Genomic DNA, 19,605 nt, shown 5'->3' on the forward strand with positions numbered 1-19,605 from the left:
TGAGCTAAGTCGTAGTTTTGAAGTGAGGTTTCTAATTATTTGTGGGCTAGGTAGATGAAAAAATAGTTACTGGTAACATATTTATTTGTAATATTTTAATAAAATAGGCTTAATCATGGTGTGGATATTACTTTTAGTTACTCATTTTTATACTTACTTACGGAGCTAACTAGGGGGTCGTTTTATCACAATTTTAAGCTGTACAATAATGACTGAATAGGTTTATTTTCTGCTTCGTCATCATAAAATAACGATGAATATATGTTATAGCCTATCTTAAATTTATTATCTTGATGAAAACAGTGATAAAACGAAATCTTATTGAGTTGCACGTTCGTATTTATTTCAATGTGTCGCGAAATGAAAGTTATTTACGAGAGTAAGATCATAGGAATGGTTGAAAGTAATAATGTTCCCATAATAAGGTTAAAATAACGATGAAAATTAGGATCTTGTAGTTTTTTGGCAACTAATTTACCAATGGTTAACCACATGAATGTACCTGGTAAAGTTGCTAGGTTGAACATCAATAGACCTAATATTGCCGAAGGCCAAAATAAATCACCAGACAAGGTAAATGCGGAGCTGATCGTAATGAGGCTTGCCCATGATTTAGGGTTGATAATCTGAAATGATGCTGCCTGTAACACGTTCATTGGTTTTAATACTGTGCTGCCCTGACGAGGTTTGGCAAAGGCTATCTTTGCTGACATATACAGAATATAGGTCGCTGCTGTATAGGTAAAAACGAGATGCAAATAAGGCCAATGTTTAAATAATTCTCCTAATCCAAGTAAAATAGTTATATGTAGTAAAGTCATACCAATACGAATTCCTAACACATGTGGCAATGTTTTCTTGATGCCAAAATTAGCGGCGGAATGAGTGAGTAAAATATTATTAGGTCCCGGCGTGAATGTCGTTATTAAACAAAAAAGTACAATAGCAGGGGCTATTTCTAATAGAGCATGATTCATTGCAATTCTCCAAAAATTAATTATTGTATTGATACAATTTAGGTTGTATTGTATGTATTTAGATTCTCACATAAAATTTAAATGGGCAATTTATATATTGTTATGAATACAATTTTAAATATTAATAAAAACGATTTTGATTTGGCATGTTCTAAACAACCAAAATACAAAGCAGTTGCAGAATTAATTGAGCAAGCGATTCTATCTGGGGAATTATCCGATCAACAAAAGCTGCCAGCACAACGATGGTTAGCGGATGAACTTGGTGTTACTCACGGCACTGTAACAAGGGGCTACGATTTACTTGAGAAAATGAACTTGGTCACTGCAAAGCTTGGGGCGGGGACCTACGTCAATTTGCCAAGCGCAGCAGTAAAACCATTTTCTATCAAGGAGTATGATTTTGCTTCAAGTATGCAACCCATGTTTGGCCAACAAAATTTAGTAAAGCAGGCATTAGGTGAATTGTCTGAAGATATAGAAGCCGTTGAACAATTAATGACATATGCGCCGCAGGGAGTACAAAAACATAAACAAGTCTTTGTTGATTGGTTGGCTAATAAAAAAATTAATATTAAGTGCGATGATATTATATTTACTCAAGGGGCACAGCAGGGGATTTATACGTGCTTGCAAATACTGACGAACGAACATGATTATGTAATGCATGAAGCAATGGCTTATCCCGGTTTTTTTCGTGCGGTGGATGCGACTAAACTCAATCCATTGTCGGTACCCATTACATCGGAAGGCTTAGATTTAACGGTATTGGAAGGTTATTGTCAGCAGTTTAAGCCTAAGGCCTTGTATATCACCCCTAATATGCAAAATCCAACCAATGTACAATATTCAAAACAAATGTTGGCGGCGCTGATCCAATTAAGTCATCAATATGATTTTTATATTATCGAAGATGATGTTAATTACTGTCTGCCAGAACATTGGCGAGTTCCATTACAGCAGCAAGCACCGGATCGTATTTTTTATCTGTCTAGTTTGTCTAAGTATGTAGCAGGTGGATTGCGCGTTGCCTATGCTTTTACGCCCAAGCAATATCAACACGCCTTTAATTTAAGTATTCACAGTCAATGTTGGATGGTTTCAACAATGACCATTGAAGTGGCTTGTCGTTTTCTAACCAAAGAGAATTTTAAATATAATCAAACACTTTTGGCTAATGAAATGCGCTATAGGCAAAATGCATTTAGTCATTTTGCTGAAAAATATGGGCTTGAAATTAGGAACGGTGGTTTGAATGTTTGGTTGGTTTTGCCGCCTGAAATTAATATGAATCAGTTCAGTGGTTTTTGCGCCTCTCACAATATTAAAGTAAGAACAGCGGATTTGTTCTGTCATTTATCTTCATCACAACAGGTGGTTAATGGCTTACGGGTATCATTAGGCGGTTTTAATACTCGGTCTGAATTTGATGCGGGATTAGGTAAGTTAGAGGAGGCTTTTGCCAATTTTAATAATCAGCAGGATATCGTTATTTAATATTTTGTGATTTTTATTTTATATTAACGATCATTCTAGTAATCTGGAGAGATTAATTATCTGTCATCAAGGATTGTATTGTGAATAGTGAAACTTGGATATTATTTTTTATTGCGTATTTGCTCATCACGTTATCTCCTGGTCCAAATGTTTTATTGGTCATTAAAAATGCGATTAAATATGGTTATCGTGCTGCAGCGATGACCATATTATGTAACCTTATTTGTCAGCTAATTATTATTTTTCTCGTTGCTTGGGGTGCTGGCGGAGTATTAGCAAAGTCTCCCGTTTTGTTTTTAGTGTTAAAATTAATTGGTGGCGCCTACCTGATTTATCTAGGTATAACGGGGTTACTTAAAAAAGATAGCGTTGAGCATAGCCGTGTTGAATATCGTGGTGCGATAGATTCATTTTCATATTCTCAAGTTGCTAAAGAAGCTTTTTTAGTCTCTGCTAGTAACCCTAAAACAGTGATTTTTCTGTCTGCGTTTTTACCACAGTTTTTATCGACGACGTCTCCTGTGGGGGAACAATTCACCGTGATGTTTTTCACTATTTGTTTGATCGTGACGTTAGTGCATTTACTTTATTCATACATTGCCAAGAATATAAATAAGAAATGTTCGGGGTTAAAAACGAAGCAAATTTTTTCTAAAGTCTCTAATAGTGCTTTTATTGCCTTTGGATGCGGCGTGTTATTAAGCAATCGTAGTGTATAAAAAGGTTATAATTTAAAGGAAAAATACATTTTGAATGGTATAAATGTCAGACTGGCATGGTGGAGGTGTTAGTGACAAATTCTAAACTATGGGGCGGGGTAAATAACGTGTTGCATTCAAATGAGTAATAATCTTGGCATTAAACCCGAACAGATTATTGAAGCCAAAATGTTAGCTGAAACGGCTTTTTCATCGGGACTTCTTTGTGCCGAGAGTGTGGTCATCGCACTCGCAAAAGTGCAGGGGATTGAAAGCGATCTTTTACCTAAAGCGGCCACTGCATTTTGTAGTGGAATGTCTCGTACATGTGGAACTTGCGGGGCGTTAACTGGGGCTATGATGGGGATCAGTTTAGGGTTAGGACGTTTAGATCGTTATGATTCAGTTGAAAACTGTTATGCAGCGACACAGGAACTTATTAATCGGTTTGAGTTGCAATTTGGTTCGCGAGATTGTCAGGTTTTATTAGGTTGTGATATCAGTACGTCGGCAGGGAAATTGCAATTTATAGAGCATAAACTTGCCCTGCGTTGTACGGAATTTACAGGTAAGGCTGCGGAGATAGCAACCGAGATCCTGTTTAAAAATAATACGGAAATTAAATAATATTTTGTGCTAATACACTCATATTTTCATTATCGTATTGTTTAGCTTGTAATTTTTCAGTAACAGCATCGATTGAATAATGATTTCTGTCGTAAAGTACCACGAGGATTTCATCCTTTGGTTGTAAGAATGTTGTTTCACCGTATTCCGTATAACGTGTTGCACCAATGCTGATAATCGCTTCCTGTGGGTTCCCACAAGCGTTAATATAGGTATTAACAGGCTCTAGTGGGCCAATATCTTTCTGTGTTAATACTTGATTTAACATCCAATCAGTTAATTTATTATAAAAATAGCTGTAACCATTTAATTCAACATCTTCGCCGTAAGCGCTAATATCGCCATCACGTCGAAGGAAACTACAAATAGAATAACTATCCATAATCCCCCCCTGTTCGAATTTATCAATGTCGATTAAAGTACTTGAGAAGCCTTTTGATTCAGCCCCCCAGTTTTTCTTGTCACTGATTTTTTTTGCACCAGCAACACGAATTGAACAGTCATTGTAGGCACCAAAATGTGTAGGCGTAATTTTGGATAGTTTGCCATCACTATATTCTAGTGCGCAAATAAGCCCAACTTCAGGTTCTGCTTGTACGTTTACGGCTTTTTTTGGGAGTCGAATCGTATCTGAAGAAAGCGGATAAGTACTGAGAATTTCTTTAGCTTGAGTGGTGGAGGAGGGAAGATAAAAGGGGAATAGGCCTTTAGGTGCAGATTCATCGTCGGTGATGATATCTTTAAATTCTTCTAGTTCACCTGCCTGTGATAAATGAAGTGCAAAATTACCTGCAATACCTAGCCCTACAACATTTTTATACTTAGACATTATTTATCCCTATCCTGTGATTATATTTGAGTGCTTCAATTAGCATTCACCTTTGTGTGAATTAACATATATTACATTTTGATTAATTTCAATAACATCGATATTACAATTTGGGGTAATTCTTGATGTTGTAACGTCTATGTCCAATCTTTTTATCTTATTGATTATGCTCGCGGCGAAATTAAGTTGACGATGAATTACTGATATTGACTGACATCGATTTTTAATATTGGTGCCGGTGTTTTTTCTGAGGTGATATACAGATATTTACCTTGAGGGCTAAATCCAATGGCTTCGCCTTGTGTTAAAGTCGGAAAATCGATACGTTTAGGTTTGATATTAAAGGCGTGTAACCAACTTTCACTGGGCTTTTTGGAATATAAATAGGCACTTGAATAGGTCAAAATCACGGCCATCCTATCATCGGAAGTCATATCCATCGCCGTTGGCATATTGGAATAATTCATTATATCAATAATCCCTAGACGAGATTTTAGTGGGGCTGGAAAATCTGATATTTCACCAAGGTGATCGGCAATGATTGTTGATTGTGTCTTTTCTGGTACTAAAGGTAAGGCGTAAAGTTGGTGCGGAAAGTCTCTTTTAGTGAGTAATAATATTTGCTTATTAACCGTATCAATAGCGACAGATTCAACATCTTTAGGTTTATCTGGATAGGAAAAGGTTATGCTCCATTGTGGTTTGACGGTCAAGGTTTCGATGGTATTTGATTGTGTGTTTATTTTAGGTTCTTTAATTATATGTAATCGATAATCTTTCCTTTCTAAAAAATTATCACCCGTATCTGCAATGAGTAAATAGTTATTTCCTTGATAATTAAAGTTCGCTAAATCTTCCCAATCGTAATTAATCACCCCTGAAATTTTTAGAGTTGCAATATGTTTTCCTTGATCATTTACGGCATAAAGCGATGCGGTATTACCACTATCATTGTTAATCCAAATGATACTTGGATTGGTCTGTGATACAGCAATGCCACTGGCTTCGCTGATTTCATTACTGGTAATAAAACCTGTCGTTAATTTACTTGAAGTAAGAGCTTGTTCGTCCAGAATAGTGCATGACGCGACCCACGTAAGGGGTAATAATGTTAAAAATGCGCTTATCAAAAGCTTATGTTTCATAAATAACCTCAATTCTGGATAAGCTAAACGATACAGTACTGTTCTTTACTTTTTTATAGGGGGAGCAACTATAATAATTGTTAAGTGTGTAACTTTAATGCTGCAAAAACAATATTTTATACTCTTTTTCTTTTGTTTTACCTGTATTATTCTCATTGTTATACCAGCTCCCGTTAATTAAATGTTTTATTTAGGCGTAGGGAAAATAGATGCGCAAGGCGTTGATTGCAGTAACTATTTGTTATAATTGCAAAATTAATAGCGAAGTTAGCATCTATTTTAATAAGTATAAATAACCTCAACTCTGGATAAGCTAAACGATACAGTACTGTATGATATATTTTTAAGTGATTAATACTTAGTTTTATTTCGCTTCTGTTATCCAGAACAGAGGTTAAGTAAGTCGGTAATTAGCGGAATTGGTATTATCTAATATAACTAAATAAATTAAACGTCAGGGAGAAAATGGTGTCTATTATTCGAAGTATTTTAACCGTGTTATTTGCTGTTTTTGCCGTGGTTGGTGTGGTGACTTTCTTACAGGGGAGTGCTCCTGCAAGTGCGTTGATATTTTCAATTGCCTATGTGTTGACTGCATTGGCTCTTGCTCAAAAAGGTGGCGCATTGGCTAAATATGTGGCTTATTTTACGGGATTTATTTTATGTCTTGGTTTTTTGATCGCTTTATACGCAATGATCCAACCAATGTCCGATGGTAAATTTGAGCCTGTTTTATTTGGCGCCGGGTTATTTATGGGATTAATTGGTATTGAAACGATTCAACAATTAAGAAACATAAAAAAATTGGAACAAAAGTAAACTAAGAATGTGTAAATTACATTATGTTATTTTTTAGGAATGGCTATGAATAAAGCAATTAAAGCCGCCTTATTATCTGCATTTGTCTGTCCTGGTGCGGGGCATTTTTTTCTTAAAAAAAGCAAGACTGCTGCATTATTTTTTGCGGCTTTTTGTTTTTCTTTTTATTTTATTATTAAAGCGGTTCTTGTTAAAGCACAACAAATTGTAGATCAAATGGTGTCCGGACAGATCCCCTTGGATGTGACCTCTGTAAGTCAGAATATTTCGGGAGTGATGGCGAACAGTGTGCATTCACTAAATGTTCAAATGTCTCTATTATTGGTTATATGGGCTCTATCAATTATTGATTCATACCGACTTGGCAAAATTGCCCTATCTTAGCAATATCGTTTTCTGATAGTAAATATTCAGGTGAATGCTATACGCTAGTACGATACTTTTATAAGTATGATTCCGTTATTGTACTAAAATAGCGGTTACCACAATCAGTTTGATGACGGGGGAAAAGTACATTCTCGTTATTGGGCCGCTCAGCGTTTTGGATTGACGAGGCTAAGTAAAAATAGTGGCATAGAATAATCGCTCTTACCTAAAGGTTAAGTAATGGAACAAAAATCAGATAAATATATTTTGGTTGTAGAAGACAGCCAGATGTTTAGTCGTATCTTAAAACGCAGTATTGAAAGCGTTGAGCATTTTAAAGTCGTAATTGCTGAAAGTTTTGCCGAATTAAAAGCCATTCTGAGTGAAAATAAGTATCAGTTTTTTGCTGGTCTATTAGATGTTAATTTACCCGATGCGCCTAATGGAGAAGTGATTGATTATGTGCTTGAACATGATATTACATCGGTTGTTTTTACTGGGAAGCTCGATGAAAACTTCCGTAAAAAAATTTATAAGCGCGGCATTGTTGATTACGTTTTAAAAGAGGGGCCGAGTAATGTTGAATATATGGTGTCTTTATTAAAGCAACTAGATAGAAATCAAAACCTTAATGTTTTAGTTGTAGATGACTCATCAAGCGCTCGTTCATATATTAAACACCTCCTGCTTATTTATCAGTTCAATGTGTATGAAGCGAGTGATGGGATAGAAGCTTTATCTGTGTTGGAAGCCAATAATATTCACTTAGTTTTAACTGATTTTTATATGCCTAATATGGACGGCTTAGAGTTAACTAAAAAGATTCGTACCACTTATAGCAGTCAAGAGGTTGCAATTATTGGTATGTCTGTTTTTGGTAATAATAAACTGTCAGCACATTTCCTAAAACTAGGTGGAAGTGATTTTATTACTAAACCTTTTTTAGAAGAGGAATTTTTCTGTCGTATTAATCAGAATATGGAACTGCTTGAGCACATTAGAGAGTTAAAGTACTTAGCGACCAAGGACCATTTAACTGGGTTATACAACCGTCGATATTTGTTCGAACAGGGGAAAGCGTTGATTGATGCGAGCCATGAAAAAGAAACAAGTGTCGCTGTTGCATTACTCGATGTGGATTTTTTCAAGCATGTCAATGATGAGCATGGCCATGATATTGGGGATAAGGTACTGTTTAAGCTTGGATCTATTTTACTGAATCAGTTTCACGCACCACATATTGTTTCGCGGTATGGTGGTGAGGAGTTTTGCCTTGTTTTATCTGATATTACAGAACAGGAATCCTTTGATTTATTAGATGGGTTACGTGAATTAATCGCAGAGCATTGTTTCACGCTAGATAATGGTGACATATTACAAATGACCGTGAGTATTGGTGTTCACACCAGTCGTATTGATAATTTAAAAGATGCCTTGAAAAGGGCTGACCAAGGTTTATACCAAGCTAAACATGAGGGACGCAATCAAGTAGTCTTAATAAAATAAGAATGCTCTTTGGATATTTATCTAGTATCAATTAAGAGATATAGAGCCCTTAGCGCTTGAATTCTATATGCTAAGAATAGATATTTATTAAGTATTGCCTTATTTATAATGTCACCGGTTAAGTTGATTTAACGATTTTATTTCAGAGTCATTTGTGGTGGGGGCTAAGATTCTGTTTGTTCGCATTTTATTGAAATTAATGTTTTTAGGTAAAAATGAATGCGGATTGAGTTTTTTCCCAGAAGGGTGGGTTAACCATTACTTTAGTGAATTCAGCGCTTTGTAAATAACGATTAAGCCAAGCTCTAAGTTTTGGATACGGAGATTGTAAATACCATTGTCGTTCGACCTTGGCGATCTGGCGAATAAAAGGGAAAAGGGCAATGTCGGCTAAACTTTCCTGATCAGATATTAAAAAATGGTGTTGATTTAACCTCCTTTCAAGTATTGCTAAGTACACCTCGCAATCCTGTCTTTTTTGTTCAATGTTCTCTTCTCGGTAACGACTTGCACATTTATATTGCGTTAAGCATTTAATAAATTCATCATCAAATCGGCTGATTAATTGAAACATCTGTAATAATAAATGCGGGGATTCAATTTGTAATAAATTATTAGGATCCTGTTGTGCTAATACCCAAAGCATTATCTCTAAACTTTCTTCAATTATTAATTCAGGTGATATAACGAGAACTGGTACGGTTCCTTTAGGGGAAACTGTGAGCATCTCTGGTGGTTTATTAGACAAGGTAATATTGCGAAGAATAACAGGGGTATCTGATTTTAAAATGGCCAATCGAGCACGCATCGCATAGGGGCAACGCCTTAATGAATATAAGTTAGGAATAGATGAATTTTGATTGTGCGTCATAGTCATACAATGTCTAAACCTAGCTTGAGCGATTAAGGGAGGAATTTTTTATATTTAAGCCTTAATTCAGTATTTAAATTTTGAATAAGTTTGCTTTTGTCTCATATTCTTTAGTGACATTATGAATGTTTTTGCTGCTTTGGGTTAGATCTGTCATTAGTTTTGCTAATAATTGGATTGCCTCTGCATTCTGATTTGTTTTTTCGTTAATAGAAGCAATCAGTTGTTCTTGATTAATGGTATCTTCTGCTATGTTTTGACTGGATGCCGTAATAGTAGAAACATCCTTGGCGCGGTTTAATAATTCTTTCGAAATTTTTAATGTATGTTCTACGCTAATGGTGGTTTTTTGTTGACCTGATTCCATCGATTTGACGGTTGTATCTAAGCTCGAATTAAGGTTTGTTAGTACTTTTTCGATTTCATCTGTCGATTGACTAGAGCGAAGTGCTAGTGTTCTCACTTCATCTGCGACAACAGCAAATCCACGACCAGTCTCTCCTGCTCTTGCTGCTTCAATTGCAGCATTAAGTGCGAGTAAGTTTGTCTGCTCAGAAATACTTCGAATAGATTGCAATAATTGCGTGATTGCATCTACATCAGCGGTTAATGCTGTTAAAGATTCTGATACCGAAGTGATTTCGTCAGAAAGCAATTCCATATCTTTCATTATAATTAAAGCTTGATCGCTATCTGTTATTGTCGCTTTTTCTATTGCCTTAACAAAGTCTACCGATTGGGCACTGTTTTCTGCAACAATTTTCATTGATTGAGAAACTTCTGTTGATGTGTTGGCGGCGTCTTGTGAGCGGATCGTGCTTGATTCAACATTCGTGTTGGCCTGTGCACTAATTTTATTTATTTGCTTGCTTGTATTGACTAAAATAGTTGCGATATTACGATAATCAGCGAAAAGTGTAGATAACTGATCTAATAATTGATTTAGTGAAATTTCCGCATTTGATACGGGGTTTTCTACTCTTATGGAGAGATCATTACTATTTGAAACTTGTTCAACCACATTGGCAATTTTAATGTTAGCTGATGATTCTTTTGTCATGACCCATGCCATATAGATTAAAATAGCCGCTTCCGCAGCCGCAAAAGCACAATGAACAAACATTACTGCCATACTGTGATGGCCAGAAAATAACATAATTGGCATATCACCAAGATAAACATTGGCCATTTGAATATACATAAAACTAACGTGATAAATAGCTGTTGTTAATAATGCTGCAATAATTGGTTGCCATTTTTGATAGATTAGGAAAATAACCATCGAAGCAAATATATGGAAATGCATTTCAGTCATACCGAGTTGACTTTGTATCATTGCTGATGAGACTAGCATCATTAATATTCCAGCTAAAATAGAAAAAATGAGTTTCCCTTTGAATAAGCTATAACTTAACTGGGTTGCTATTAGTAAAATAACAGCAGAGACTAAGGTAAAAGAAAAGAGTTTTTCTCCTATTACTCCACTGATTAATAAAATAGGAGCTTGTGCAAGTAAAAATCGATAGGTAAATAAATCGTTGTTCAATGTGCGTTGTTTTATTTTTGATATTGGCATATTCGATCCATTATTTTGGGGTATCTAAAAATTGGTTTTTAAATAGTTTGTTATTGGTGAGTTTTTAGGTGTCGATTTTTATAAAATAATAATATTTTTAAGTTGTATTGACTTAAAAATTCACATAATAATTATAGATCATTTTCAATACTTGATTATTTGGTCGAGTAAATTTAATTGTATTGATCCATTCAATATAGGTAAAATCACCGTCTTTAAATTTTTAACCTAAATAAGTTGTTCCCCATGAATCAGAAAATAGAATTATTAGCCCCCGGTGGTGATGTTGATGCGATTAAAGCGGCCATTATCGCTGGCGCCGATGCTGTGTATTGTGGATTAGATACCTTTAATGCGCGTAACCGAGCTGCTAATATTTCCTTTGAGCAATTAGTCGCACTGATTCGTTTAGCACATCAATATGATTGCCAAATATTTTTAACGTTAAATATTGTTATGCTAGAGCGTGAGTTTAAATCGCTTGCTAAGTTATTAAGTAAGCTCGCTAATACCAAGGTAGATGGGATTATTGTCCAAGATATTGGTATGTTTAATTTGATTAAAAAACATTTTCCTACTCTGGATATCCACGCTTCTACACAAATGACAACTCATAACGTAGGGCAAATACCATTTTTGAAAAAATTAGGGGCATCTCGTGTTAATTTATCGCGAGAACTGAGCTTAAGAGAGATCACTCAAATTACTGCTGTTAGTCATGAGAATGACGTATTAACTGAAGTTTTTGTGCACGGTTCTCTATGTGTTGCTTTTTCAGGTTTATGTTATTCAACATCGGCAAGCGCGGGTAATTCTGGAAACCGTGGTCGTTGTAGTCAAGCCTGTCGAGAAGAGTACCAAACGACGCCATCTGGCCATAATTTTCCCTTAAATATCAAAGATAATTCAGCTTTTTTCGATCTACCTGCTTTAATTGAAGCGGGGGTTGATTCCTTTAAAGTCGAGGGGCGAATTAAAGGCGCAAGTTATGTACATACGGTGATTGATAGCTTTCGTAAACAGATCGATGGGTTTGTTGAAACCGGCGAATTAACACAAGATGGCGAACGGTTATATAAAGTATTTAATCGCGATTTTTCAAATGCATTTCTACGCGGTGATTTAAACCAGTCGATGTTTATTGATAACCCGCGTGATAATTCTAAAAATCATGTTATTGATAAAAGTAACGCTATTTCAATCGTCCAAATTCAAGAAGTAGAGCAACACTTACAGGAAGAAAAGAGTGAGATTGAAGCCTCTGTTCACGATAAAATTGCATATTTAACGATCAATAAAATTGGATTAACGCTGAGTTTTTCAGGCCAAGCTGGTAGCCCGTTGCTATTAACGGTTACGCGCGATGATTTAACAGAAGGACAAAACCGTTTCACTTTTAAGTCGACAAGTTTGTTAGGTCAAAGTGATAAATTCAGTATTGATCAGGCCGCCATTGAAAAACGTTTCAAGAGCATTAATAATGCTGAGTTCGATTTATTATCATTAACGACGTCTGAGTTAGATGACGGTTTATCAATTCCTTTTAAAGAATTAACGGCATTAAAAAAACAAGTCACTACATTTTTAAATGATGGTCAAAAGGTGCTACCAGAAGTGCAGTTACCGGCCCTTGAACATTTTCCAAAGGAGCGGGAACAATCACCTCGCTTATCATTACTCATTTGTGATCAAACGGATATTGATTTAGTCGAATTTACGGACGCCGATATTTATTTCAAATTGCCCGATGCTTATAAACGTGGTTGCACGAAATACATCGATTTTTTAAATCACAACCCGCGTTTAATCCCTTGGTTTCCGGCCGTATTGATTGGTAAAGATTACGATGTGGCGGTTAATATTTTAAAACAGGTAAAACCAGAAATTATCGTAACGAATAACACTGGGATTGCCTATGAAGCCCATCAATTAGGAATAAAATGGATTGCAGGGCCATTTTTAAATACAACTAATTCCTATGCTTTAATGGCATTAAAAGAGACCTTTGATTGCAGTGGGGCTTTTATTTCAAATGAGATAAATAAAGGACAGATTCAACATATTAAGCGTCCTGAAAACTTTAAGCTGTTTTACAGTATTTATCATCCTATTTTATTAATGACCAGCAGACAGTGCTTTTTCCAACAAAGTGTGGGGTGTGAAAAGCCACGTATTGACAATGGTTGTATGCTTTCTTGTGATAAATCGACAACGATTACGAACCTTAAAGATGTTTCTTTTAATATTGATAAACAAAAAGCAGGCTATCCGAGTATTTATAATCAAGAGCAGTTTTTGAATATGGATATTGTGAAGGATTTAAGTCATTTATTTGATGGCTTTTTAATTGATTTAACTAATATTGGTGCAGGAGACAGAGAGTCACCGGATAAAAAAGAACTGATTAGTCATTTCACTCAATTATTAAAGGGTAATGAACAGGAAAAAGTTGCGCTGAATAATATGGTGTCTGCTTCAACCCATAGTCAATATATTAATGGTTTGTAATGATCGCTAATTATTAACGGATAATAAAAAACGCCAAGCATTGAACATGCTTGGCGTTCTATTGATGTTTTTAGTGCGTGATGATTAACCGAATAATTTACCCGCCATACCTAAAGCACCACCAAGTCCTCCAACGGATTCTAATAAAGAACCACCATCACTTGCTTGGTCGATCATTTGAGGAATGGCTTCGGTTAAACCGCCAGCCGCTTCTGTTTCGCTTAAGCCAAGTTCAGAGGCAAAACTTGCAATTTTGTCTGAACCAAATAAATCCATAATGCTGGTTAGGCTCATTTCTGCGTTGTCGCCACCACCAAGAAATGATGAAGCCATTGCTGCCATGCCGCCACCTTGCATATTACTGAGTAACCCTGCGATATCTAATCCACCTTCGGCATTTTCACCAATAAGGTTAGATAAAGCGCTAACAATTGTTTCTATATTCAGTCCACTGCCTGCTTCGCCACTCATGTTACTGTTCATAAATGCCGTTGCACCCATTTTTAAAAGACTTCCCATATCCATACTCAACTCCTATTTGATGATACTATTGTGAATAAATTCGAATTAATAATAGCTTATAGGTCAAAAAAATGTAGAAAATTAGTCCAGTTGTGATGTGGCTCTTATTTTCAATATTTCTATTTATATAAAAAATGGTTATTTGAGACTTAAGCAACGCTAAATTTCAGGCTACTAACGCGGTTTAGCAAATACTTGTGTCCAATAGTAATTGTATGTAGAGCCACTATTTGATGCACATGCAAGGCCCATTTCGGTCACATTTTCACTCATAATATTTTTGCAGTGACCATCGCTCCCCATCCACGCATCTACCACATTCTGCGCTGTTGTTTGTCCTGCTGCAATATTTTCCGATACATAGGACCAGGAATAACCTTGATCTGTTACGCGTGTGCCAACGGTACTGTCATCAATACCTGTATGGTCAAAATAGTCGAAATTTGCCATGCTTTCAGAGTGTGATTGTGCTGCTAAAGTGAGTGCGTCATTCCAGGTAACTTCATCAACCGCTGGCATTGTTTGATCGCCACAGGTCTGTTGTGTTGTTCGTTTTTCATTAATTAAGGTTAAGACACTGGTTAAGTCACTTTCACAACTAAGTAAGCTGTAGTCTATTTCTTCATTGCTAGTTGTTTCATCGTCCGCTGCATCGCTACTGCTATCTTCATCGGTGGTTGCTTCATCGTCCGTAGTATCGGTGTTGCTATATTCATCGGTGGTTGCTTCATCGTCCGTAGTATCGGTGTTGCTATCTTCATCGGTGGTTATTTCATCGTCTGTTGTATCGGTGTTGCTATCTTCATCGGTGGTTATTTCATCGTCTGCTGTATCAGTATTGCTATCTTCATCGGAGGTTGTTTCATCGTCGGCTGTATCGGTGTTGCTATCTTCATCGGAGGTTGTTTCATTGTCTGCTGTATCAGCGGTGCTATCTTCATCGGAGGTTGTTTCATCGTCCGCTGTATCGGTGTTGCTATCTTCATTGGTAGTTGTTTCATCGTCAGTTGTATCGGAAGTGCTATCGTCACTGAGTGTTATTTCGGTGTCGTTATTAGTGTTGTCACCTTCAGATGAACTACTACCACACCCAATAAGAGTGAAGAAACAAAAGAGTGCCATTGAATAAGTGCGCATACAAATACTTCCTTTTTATTTTACTAAAAATAGACAAAGTTAGCGGCAGCATAACAATCTAAAGACTAAGTAGCAATTGCGAGTGGCTTCAAGTTGAGTTAATCCCGCATAAAAGTTAAAGTCTTTAAATAATTACATATTGGAATAATGACATGGCTCAACTTGTTCTCCCCCTATTGATCTTACTTCTTTCGTCTATCGTTAATGATGTGAGCGCAGAAATATACAAATACCAGGATGAAAATGGATCATGGCACTTTTCAGATAAGCAGCCAATGGAAGAGTCTGGTGCTGAATTGCTCGTTGTAGATACGACTAAAACAGAGTCTGAACGGTTTAATGCAAAGATAAATCAAGATTTATTAGTGTACTTAACGGACTTAATAAAACCTAATAATGAGATTGAAAAAGCGAGTATGTCCGTTGTGAAAATAGAGACGCCAATAGGGACTGGCTCTGGTTTTTTTATTAGTGATCATGGACATATTATTACAAATAAACATGTAGTTCGTCATATAAGCAGTGAGCAATGGCGACAGCAACAAAAAGAAACTGAACAACAATTAGCTGAAATGTCTGAATATTTATCTCAAAAAAAACTAGAAATCGGTCAATATAAAAAGAAATTGAGCAATTATAAGCAGCTTATTGTTTCTGCAAGTGACTCGGATAAACCGAATATGCAGAAAACCTACGATTATTACTACAAACAATATAATAAACGACAAACCGAACTTGATACGAATACTCGTAAATATAAACAAGCTAGTCGTAAGTTTTATCAATTAAAGCAAAAAACATTAGTGTCTGAAAATACCAATAAATTTAATGTTATTTTAAAGGACGGTACTCAATTGGAGGCGCGTTTAGTCAAACTTAGTCGTGATGTTGATTTAGCTTTATTGCAATTGACAGATAAATATAAAACTCCCTTTCTGAAAAACGAAACAGATTATATTCAAGCCATGGATGTTTATGCGATTGGGAGTCCCTTAGGTTTTAATGATTACATTACAAAGGGGATTATTACAGGACAAGAAAAAGGAAATATCGTTACCGATACACAAATATTACCAGGTAATAGTGGTGGACCTTTGATTACGCCAGAGGGGCATGTTGTCGGTGTAAATACTGCTGTAATTAATGCTGGTGGTAAACTTGGCACTGAGCTATTTGGGTATGCGATACCTATTTCTTTTGTCGAAAATGAATTTGCTAATGAAGTGTATCGCGTTGCCGGTACGCAATAATGGATAAAATCATTGCGCTAATTAAGCAAGATGACTTGAGGCTTGCTGCACTTGATTGTGTTTTTCAACTTGATTTACCTCAGTGTTATTTAGCTGCTGGTTTTTTGCGTAATTTAGTTTGGGATTATCTTCATCGTAAGACATCATCAACGCCTTTGAATGATATTGATGTTATTTACTATGACCCCTTCGAGCAGAAGGATGATAGACACGTTGAATATGAAGCCATGTTGAATTCGATGATGCCGACGATGAAGTGGCAAGTACGTAATCAAGCTAAAATGCATCATCGTAATGGTGATGCTCCTTATTTAAGTTGTTTAGATGCGATGCGTTATTGGCCAGAAAAGGAAACCGCTGTCGCTATCAGGAAAATAAGTCACGGGCACTATGAGTGTGTCTCTGCATTTGGATTTGAGTCCTTATTTAACCTTGAGATAACACATAATCTTAAGCGAGAACGCAATATTTTTGAAGGGCGTATTCAATCAAAAGATTGGTTATTACATTGGCCAAAATTAATTATTTCATCTTAAGCTAAGGCAAATAGTGATGGCAGAAAAGGTCGATAAAGCATTATATTGGATAATGTCTATTTTAGAAAATGAAGGTATTTCTTATCAGATTGTTGGTGGAATGGCTGCTTATATTCATGGAGGCAAACGCCCAATTGCAGATATTGATTTATATATTCGGCAATCAGATGCAGATACACTACTAAATCGTGTTGAACCCTATATATCAAAGCCACTTAAGCAATATGTTGAAGGGGCTTGGAATTTAGAATATTTTCAACTTATTTATCAGCAACAAAAAATTGAAATTGGGTTATCACCCGGCGCTAAAATATGGGATAAAACATCTCAACAATGGGTAGATCAAACCATTGTTTTTTCAGATTCAGTTATCGGTTTTTATCACAATTTGGAAGTGCCTGTTATGCCCAAAGATACATTGATTAAATATAAATCGATATTGGGTAGAGAGGTTGATCTGATTGATATTGCTGAGATATCAGATTGTAGTAAGGATAATTAAAATGGAAAAAGTAGTTGTAAAAACGGAATCACCTTGTGTCCGAAGTTGTTGTTTAGATGGTAATGATGTTTGCTTAGGTTGTTATCGAACATTAAATGAAATTCTTAATTGGGTTAAATCGCCAGAACAAGATAAACAGTTAATTATTTCTAACTGTGAATTTCGTAAACGTGAGCGAGAAGCAAATCAACAATAACGACCATAGGGTCAAAAACTATAGGTATTTTAGGAAATGATTCGCCATGAAATTGTCTGTTAAATGGTCGCGCCTCGATGAGTTAAGCGGTCTTCAGTGGTATAGGATAGCCAAAGCTCGAGAATCTATTTTTGTTGTTGAGCAGCAATGTATTTATCAAGAAACCGATGAAATGGATCCTGTTTCTTGGCATTTAGAAATGACAATAGATGATCAATTTGCTGCTTATGTTCGTGTGGTTGAACCGGGGATAAAATATAAACAACCTTCTATTGGTCGAGTTATGGTTATTGAACAATTTAGAAGTAAAAATATCGGGCGCGAGTTAATGAATGAAGCGATTCGATTTACAGAACAGCAATATCCAAAAATGGGCATTAAAATAGGCGCCCAAGTTTATTTACAAAAATTCTATCAGTCGCTTGGTTTTGAGACGGTTAGTGAACCTTACGATGAAGATGGGATTTTACATCTTGATATGATAAAACCTGCAACTTGTTAAGTTCAACTAAAGAGTAATTAATGAAAGATTCGTTAAAAAAAATATCTGAAATCGTTGCTGAAGGTAGTGATTTATTTTATGGCAAACATAAAAAACTCGATCCGGTTATGGGCATTATTGATCAGGCGTTACGTAAGCAGGGCATGAAAGCCGACGCCATTACCATCGACTGTATTACGCTAGATAAAAAAATAGTTTTTTTACTTGAAGATAATAAGCCTGATTCTATTGGGGTTGCATTAGGAAATAAAGCCGGAGATATTCATTCATCAAGTGAATATGTTTTAAATAAACTAACCAAAGAAGAGGTCTTGAAAATAATGGAATCGCATTTTATCGCATTTACATAGGCTCATGTGTTTGTTATTTAAACAGTTAATTCTTGCTATGGGCGATTAAGTTTGGTGTAATCAATTTGATTTTTTGTTTAACATTGAGTTAACAAGTGTGGATGACTTGCATATTGCCGGTTAGTTCTACTTTGATACAACATGGACTAGGAGAAAAAATGAAAAAGTTAATACTTGCTACGCTAGCTGCACTAACGATAGCTGCCCCTACTTTTGCTGCTGAAGGTTTAATTGATGTTAAAAGTGCCTATGGTGTGAAAGAAACGGGCGACCGACTAGAACATGTTCTACAGGAAAAAGGGATGACTATTTTCAATCGTATAGCGCATTCTGCATCGGCTCAAAAAGTAGGTATTGAGCTGCCTGAAACTGAACTGATTTTATTTGGGAACCCAAAGGTCGGCAGTCCATTGATGAAGTGTGAATTAAGTGTTGCGATTGATCTTCCACAAAAAGCATTAATTTGGGAAGACAAAGATCAACAAACGTGGATTTCATACAATGACCCTAAGTATCTGCAAAAAAGACATGAAATTGCTAATTGTGATGAACTGGTTACTAAAATAGGTAATGCCTTGGCAGGGATGACAAAGGCTGCTGCAACAAAATAATAATGTGCATCACGTTATCGATAGAGAATAATAAGTCAGTGTCAATCGTACTAACGTACTGATTCACGGTGATTTTATTATTCTCTTTTTTATGCACAATGCCAATCTGCATAATTATCTGATAAATTTTGTCTGTTAAAATGATTGCTTGTTTTGTCGTTTTCAATCCCAATAGCTAATTATTACCATTGCTATTCAATTCTTTTTCAACAGAATCAACGGTATTTTTCTATTATTCGTATTGCTACTAAGTATATTGTCAGGCGATAATAAAATTAGAAATTGACTAATAACCAAGAGACCAAAAAATGAATCCAATTATTCAAACCCTTAAAGATAATAACGTTAATGATCAGAAAATTGCTGAAGTTTTTCAAGCATTAACCGATAACCCGTTGGCTGCCATGGGGACTATTCAAAGCCTTGGTATTCCAGAAGAGGAGTTAAAATTATTAATGATGTCGGTAATGACCAACCCTGAGTTGATTAAACAAGCAGTAGAAGAATTACAGTTAGATTTTTCTAAGGTAGAAGCTGCTAAAGCTAAATTGCAAGAAAGCCAAACATTAGACTCGTGATT

At 35.9% G+C, this 19,605-nt stretch carries 21 protein-coding genes and 1 pseudogene; 15 read left to right on the forward strand and 7 right to left on the reverse strand.

Annotation, left to right across the window (positions count from 1 at the left end):
* Positions 1-371 precede the first annotated feature (371 nt).
* Positions 372-977 (reverse strand): LysE family translocator, encoded by a 606-nt coding sequence (locus ACR30L_RS04620; RefSeq protein WP_435236871.1) that lies wholly within the window; start codon positions 975-977, stop codon positions 372-374.
* A gap of 102 nt (positions 978-1,079) precedes the next feature.
* Here ACR30L_RS04620 and ACR30L_RS04625 point away from each other — a divergent pair, with 102 nt between their 5' ends.
* The 3 genes from ACR30L_RS04625 to ACR30L_RS04635 all read left to right on the forward strand — a co-directional run bounded on the left by ACR30L_RS04625 (position 1,080) and on the right by ACR30L_RS04635 (position 3,799).
* Positions 1,080-2,474, forward strand: coding sequence for a PLP-dependent aminotransferase family protein (locus ACR30L_RS04625; protein ID WP_435236872.1), 1,395 nt, complete (start codon positions 1,080-1,082; stop codon positions 2,472-2,474).
* 80 nt (positions 2,475-2,554) lie between these two features.
* Positions 2,555-3,193 carry a LysE family translocator gene (locus ACR30L_RS04630; protein ID WP_435236873.1) on the forward strand — a complete coding sequence of 213 codons (639 nt, stop codon included), beginning with the start codon at positions 2,555-2,557 and terminating at the stop codon, positions 3,191-3,193.
* Between the two features lie 120 nt (positions 3,194-3,313).
* On the forward strand, positions 3,314-3,799 hold the full coding sequence (locus tag ACR30L_RS04635; protein ID WP_435236874.1) for a C-GCAxxG-C-C family protein: 486 nt from the start codon (positions 3,314-3,316) through the stop codon (positions 3,797-3,799).
* Here ACR30L_RS04635 and ACR30L_RS04640 read toward each other — a convergent pair.
* Together ACR30L_RS04640 and ACR30L_RS04645 are read right to left on the reverse strand one after the other, a co-directional pair.
* A complete protein-coding gene (locus tag ACR30L_RS04640) occupies positions 3,792-4,628 on the reverse strand; it encodes a DUF5718 family protein (protein WP_435236875.1) in 837 nt (278 codons plus the stop codon). The two genes, ACR30L_RS04635 and ACR30L_RS04640, sit on opposite strands and share 8 nt — an antisense overlap.
* 197 nt (positions 4,629-4,825) lie before the next feature.
* Positions 4,826-5,773, reverse strand: a complete 948-nt coding sequence (locus ACR30L_RS04645; protein WP_435236876.1) for a hypothetical protein — start codon at positions 5,771-5,773, stop codon at positions 4,826-4,828.
* 468 nt (positions 5,774-6,241) lie between these two features.
* Here ACR30L_RS04645 and ACR30L_RS04650 point away from each other — a divergent pair, with 468 nt between their 5' ends.
* The 3 genes from ACR30L_RS04650 to ACR30L_RS04660 all read left to right on the forward strand — a co-directional run bounded on the left by ACR30L_RS04650 (position 6,242) and on the right by ACR30L_RS04660 (position 8,464).
* Positions 6,242-6,592, forward strand: coding sequence for a hypothetical protein (locus tag ACR30L_RS04650; RefSeq protein ID WP_435236877.1), 351 nt, complete (start codon positions 6,242-6,244; stop codon positions 6,590-6,592).
* A 45-nt stretch (positions 6,593-6,637) separates the two neighbouring features.
* Positions 6,638-6,976 (forward strand): DUF6677 family protein, encoded by a 339-nt coding sequence (locus ACR30L_RS04655; protein WP_435236878.1) that lies wholly within the window; start codon positions 6,638-6,640, stop codon positions 6,974-6,976.
* A gap of 222 nt (positions 6,977-7,198) precedes the next feature.
* Positions 7,199-8,464 (forward strand): diguanylate cyclase, encoded by a 1,266-nt coding sequence (locus ACR30L_RS04660; RefSeq protein WP_435236879.1) that lies wholly within the window; start codon positions 7,199-7,201, stop codon positions 8,462-8,464.
* A 205-nt stretch (positions 8,465-8,669) separates the two neighbouring features.
* Here the strand turns inward: ACR30L_RS04660 and ACR30L_RS04665 are convergent, their stop codons facing one another.
* Positions 8,670-9,341 (reverse strand): glutathione S-transferase, encoded by a 672-nt coding sequence (locus ACR30L_RS04665; protein ID WP_435236880.1) that lies wholly within the window; start codon positions 9,339-9,341, stop codon positions 8,670-8,672.
* Positions 9,342-9,408: 67 nt separating this feature from the next.
* Positions 9,409-10,911 carry a methyl-accepting chemotaxis protein gene (locus tag ACR30L_RS04670; RefSeq protein ID WP_435236881.1) on the reverse strand — a complete coding sequence of 501 codons (1,503 nt, stop codon included), beginning with the start codon at positions 10,909-10,911 and terminating at the stop codon, positions 9,409-9,411.
* Positions 10,912-11,157: 246 nt separating this feature from the next.
* Between ACR30L_RS04670 and ACR30L_RS04675 the strand changes: the two genes are divergently transcribed.
* Complete coding sequence (locus ACR30L_RS04675; RefSeq protein WP_435236882.1) at positions 11,158-13,419, forward strand: peptidase U32 family protein; 2,262 nt, start codon at positions 11,158-11,160, stop codon at positions 13,417-13,419.
* A gap of 84 nt (positions 13,420-13,503) precedes the next feature.
* Here the strand turns inward: ACR30L_RS04675 and ACR30L_RS04680 are convergent, their stop codons facing one another.
* On the reverse strand, positions 13,504-13,944 hold the full coding sequence (locus ACR30L_RS04680; protein ID WP_435236883.1) for a YidB family protein: 441 nt from the start codon (positions 13,942-13,944) through the stop codon (positions 13,504-13,506).
* A gap of 171 nt (positions 13,945-14,115) precedes the next feature.
* Entirely contained in the window at positions 14,116-15,078 is a 963-nt protein-coding gene (locus tag ACR30L_RS04685; protein ID WP_435236884.1) for a CAP domain-containing protein, read from the reverse strand.
* A gap of 152 nt (positions 15,079-15,230) precedes the next feature.
* Here ACR30L_RS04685 and ACR30L_RS04690 point away from each other — a divergent pair.
* From ACR30L_RS04690 to ACR30L_RS04725, 8 genes and pseudogenes are all read left to right on the forward strand, one after another.
* Positions 15,231-16,193, forward strand: a pseudogene (locus tag ACR30L_RS04690) (trypsin-like peptidase domain-containing protein); the annotation flags it as partial.
* Positions 16,194-16,327: 134 nt separating this feature from the next.
* On the forward strand, positions 16,328-16,864 hold the full coding sequence (locus tag ACR30L_RS04695) for a nucleotidyltransferase family protein (RefSeq protein WP_435236885.1): 537 nt from the start codon (positions 16,328-16,330) through the stop codon (positions 16,862-16,864).
* A 16-nt stretch (positions 16,865-16,880) separates the two neighbouring features.
* Positions 16,881-17,366, forward strand: a complete 486-nt coding sequence (locus ACR30L_RS04700; protein ID WP_435236886.1) for a hypothetical protein — start codon at positions 16,881-16,883, stop codon at positions 17,364-17,366.
* A 1-nt stretch (position 17,367) separates the two neighbouring features.
* Positions 17,368-17,562, forward strand: coding sequence for a DUF1289 domain-containing protein (locus ACR30L_RS04705; RefSeq protein WP_435236887.1), 195 nt, complete (start codon positions 17,368-17,370; stop codon positions 17,560-17,562).
* 46 nt (positions 17,563-17,608) lie between these two features.
* Positions 17,609-18,064: a GNAT family N-acetyltransferase gene (locus ACR30L_RS04710; RefSeq protein WP_435236888.1), complete on the forward strand. Its 456-nt coding sequence runs from the start codon at positions 17,609-17,611 to the stop codon at positions 18,062-18,064.
* Between the two features lie 20 nt (positions 18,065-18,084).
* Positions 18,085-18,414: a hypothetical protein gene (locus ACR30L_RS04715; protein WP_435236889.1), complete on the forward strand. Its 330-nt coding sequence runs from the start codon at positions 18,085-18,087 to the stop codon at positions 18,412-18,414.
* 158 nt (positions 18,415-18,572) lie between these two features.
* Positions 18,573-19,025: a DUF302 domain-containing protein gene (locus ACR30L_RS04720; RefSeq protein WP_435236890.1), complete on the forward strand. Its 453-nt coding sequence runs from the start codon at positions 18,573-18,575 to the stop codon at positions 19,023-19,025.
* A gap of 308 nt (positions 19,026-19,333) precedes the next feature.
* Positions 19,334-19,603 (forward strand): DUF2999 family protein, encoded by a 270-nt coding sequence (locus tag ACR30L_RS04725; protein WP_435236891.1) that lies wholly within the window; start codon positions 19,334-19,336, stop codon positions 19,601-19,603.
* The last annotated feature ends 2 nt before the right edge of the window (positions 19,604-19,605 follow it).

This window comes from Psychromonas saccharinae (genome assembly GCF_051201515.1).
Classification (GTDB): domain Bacteria; phylum Pseudomonadota; class Gammaproteobacteria; order Enterobacterales; family Psychromonadaceae; genus Psychromonas.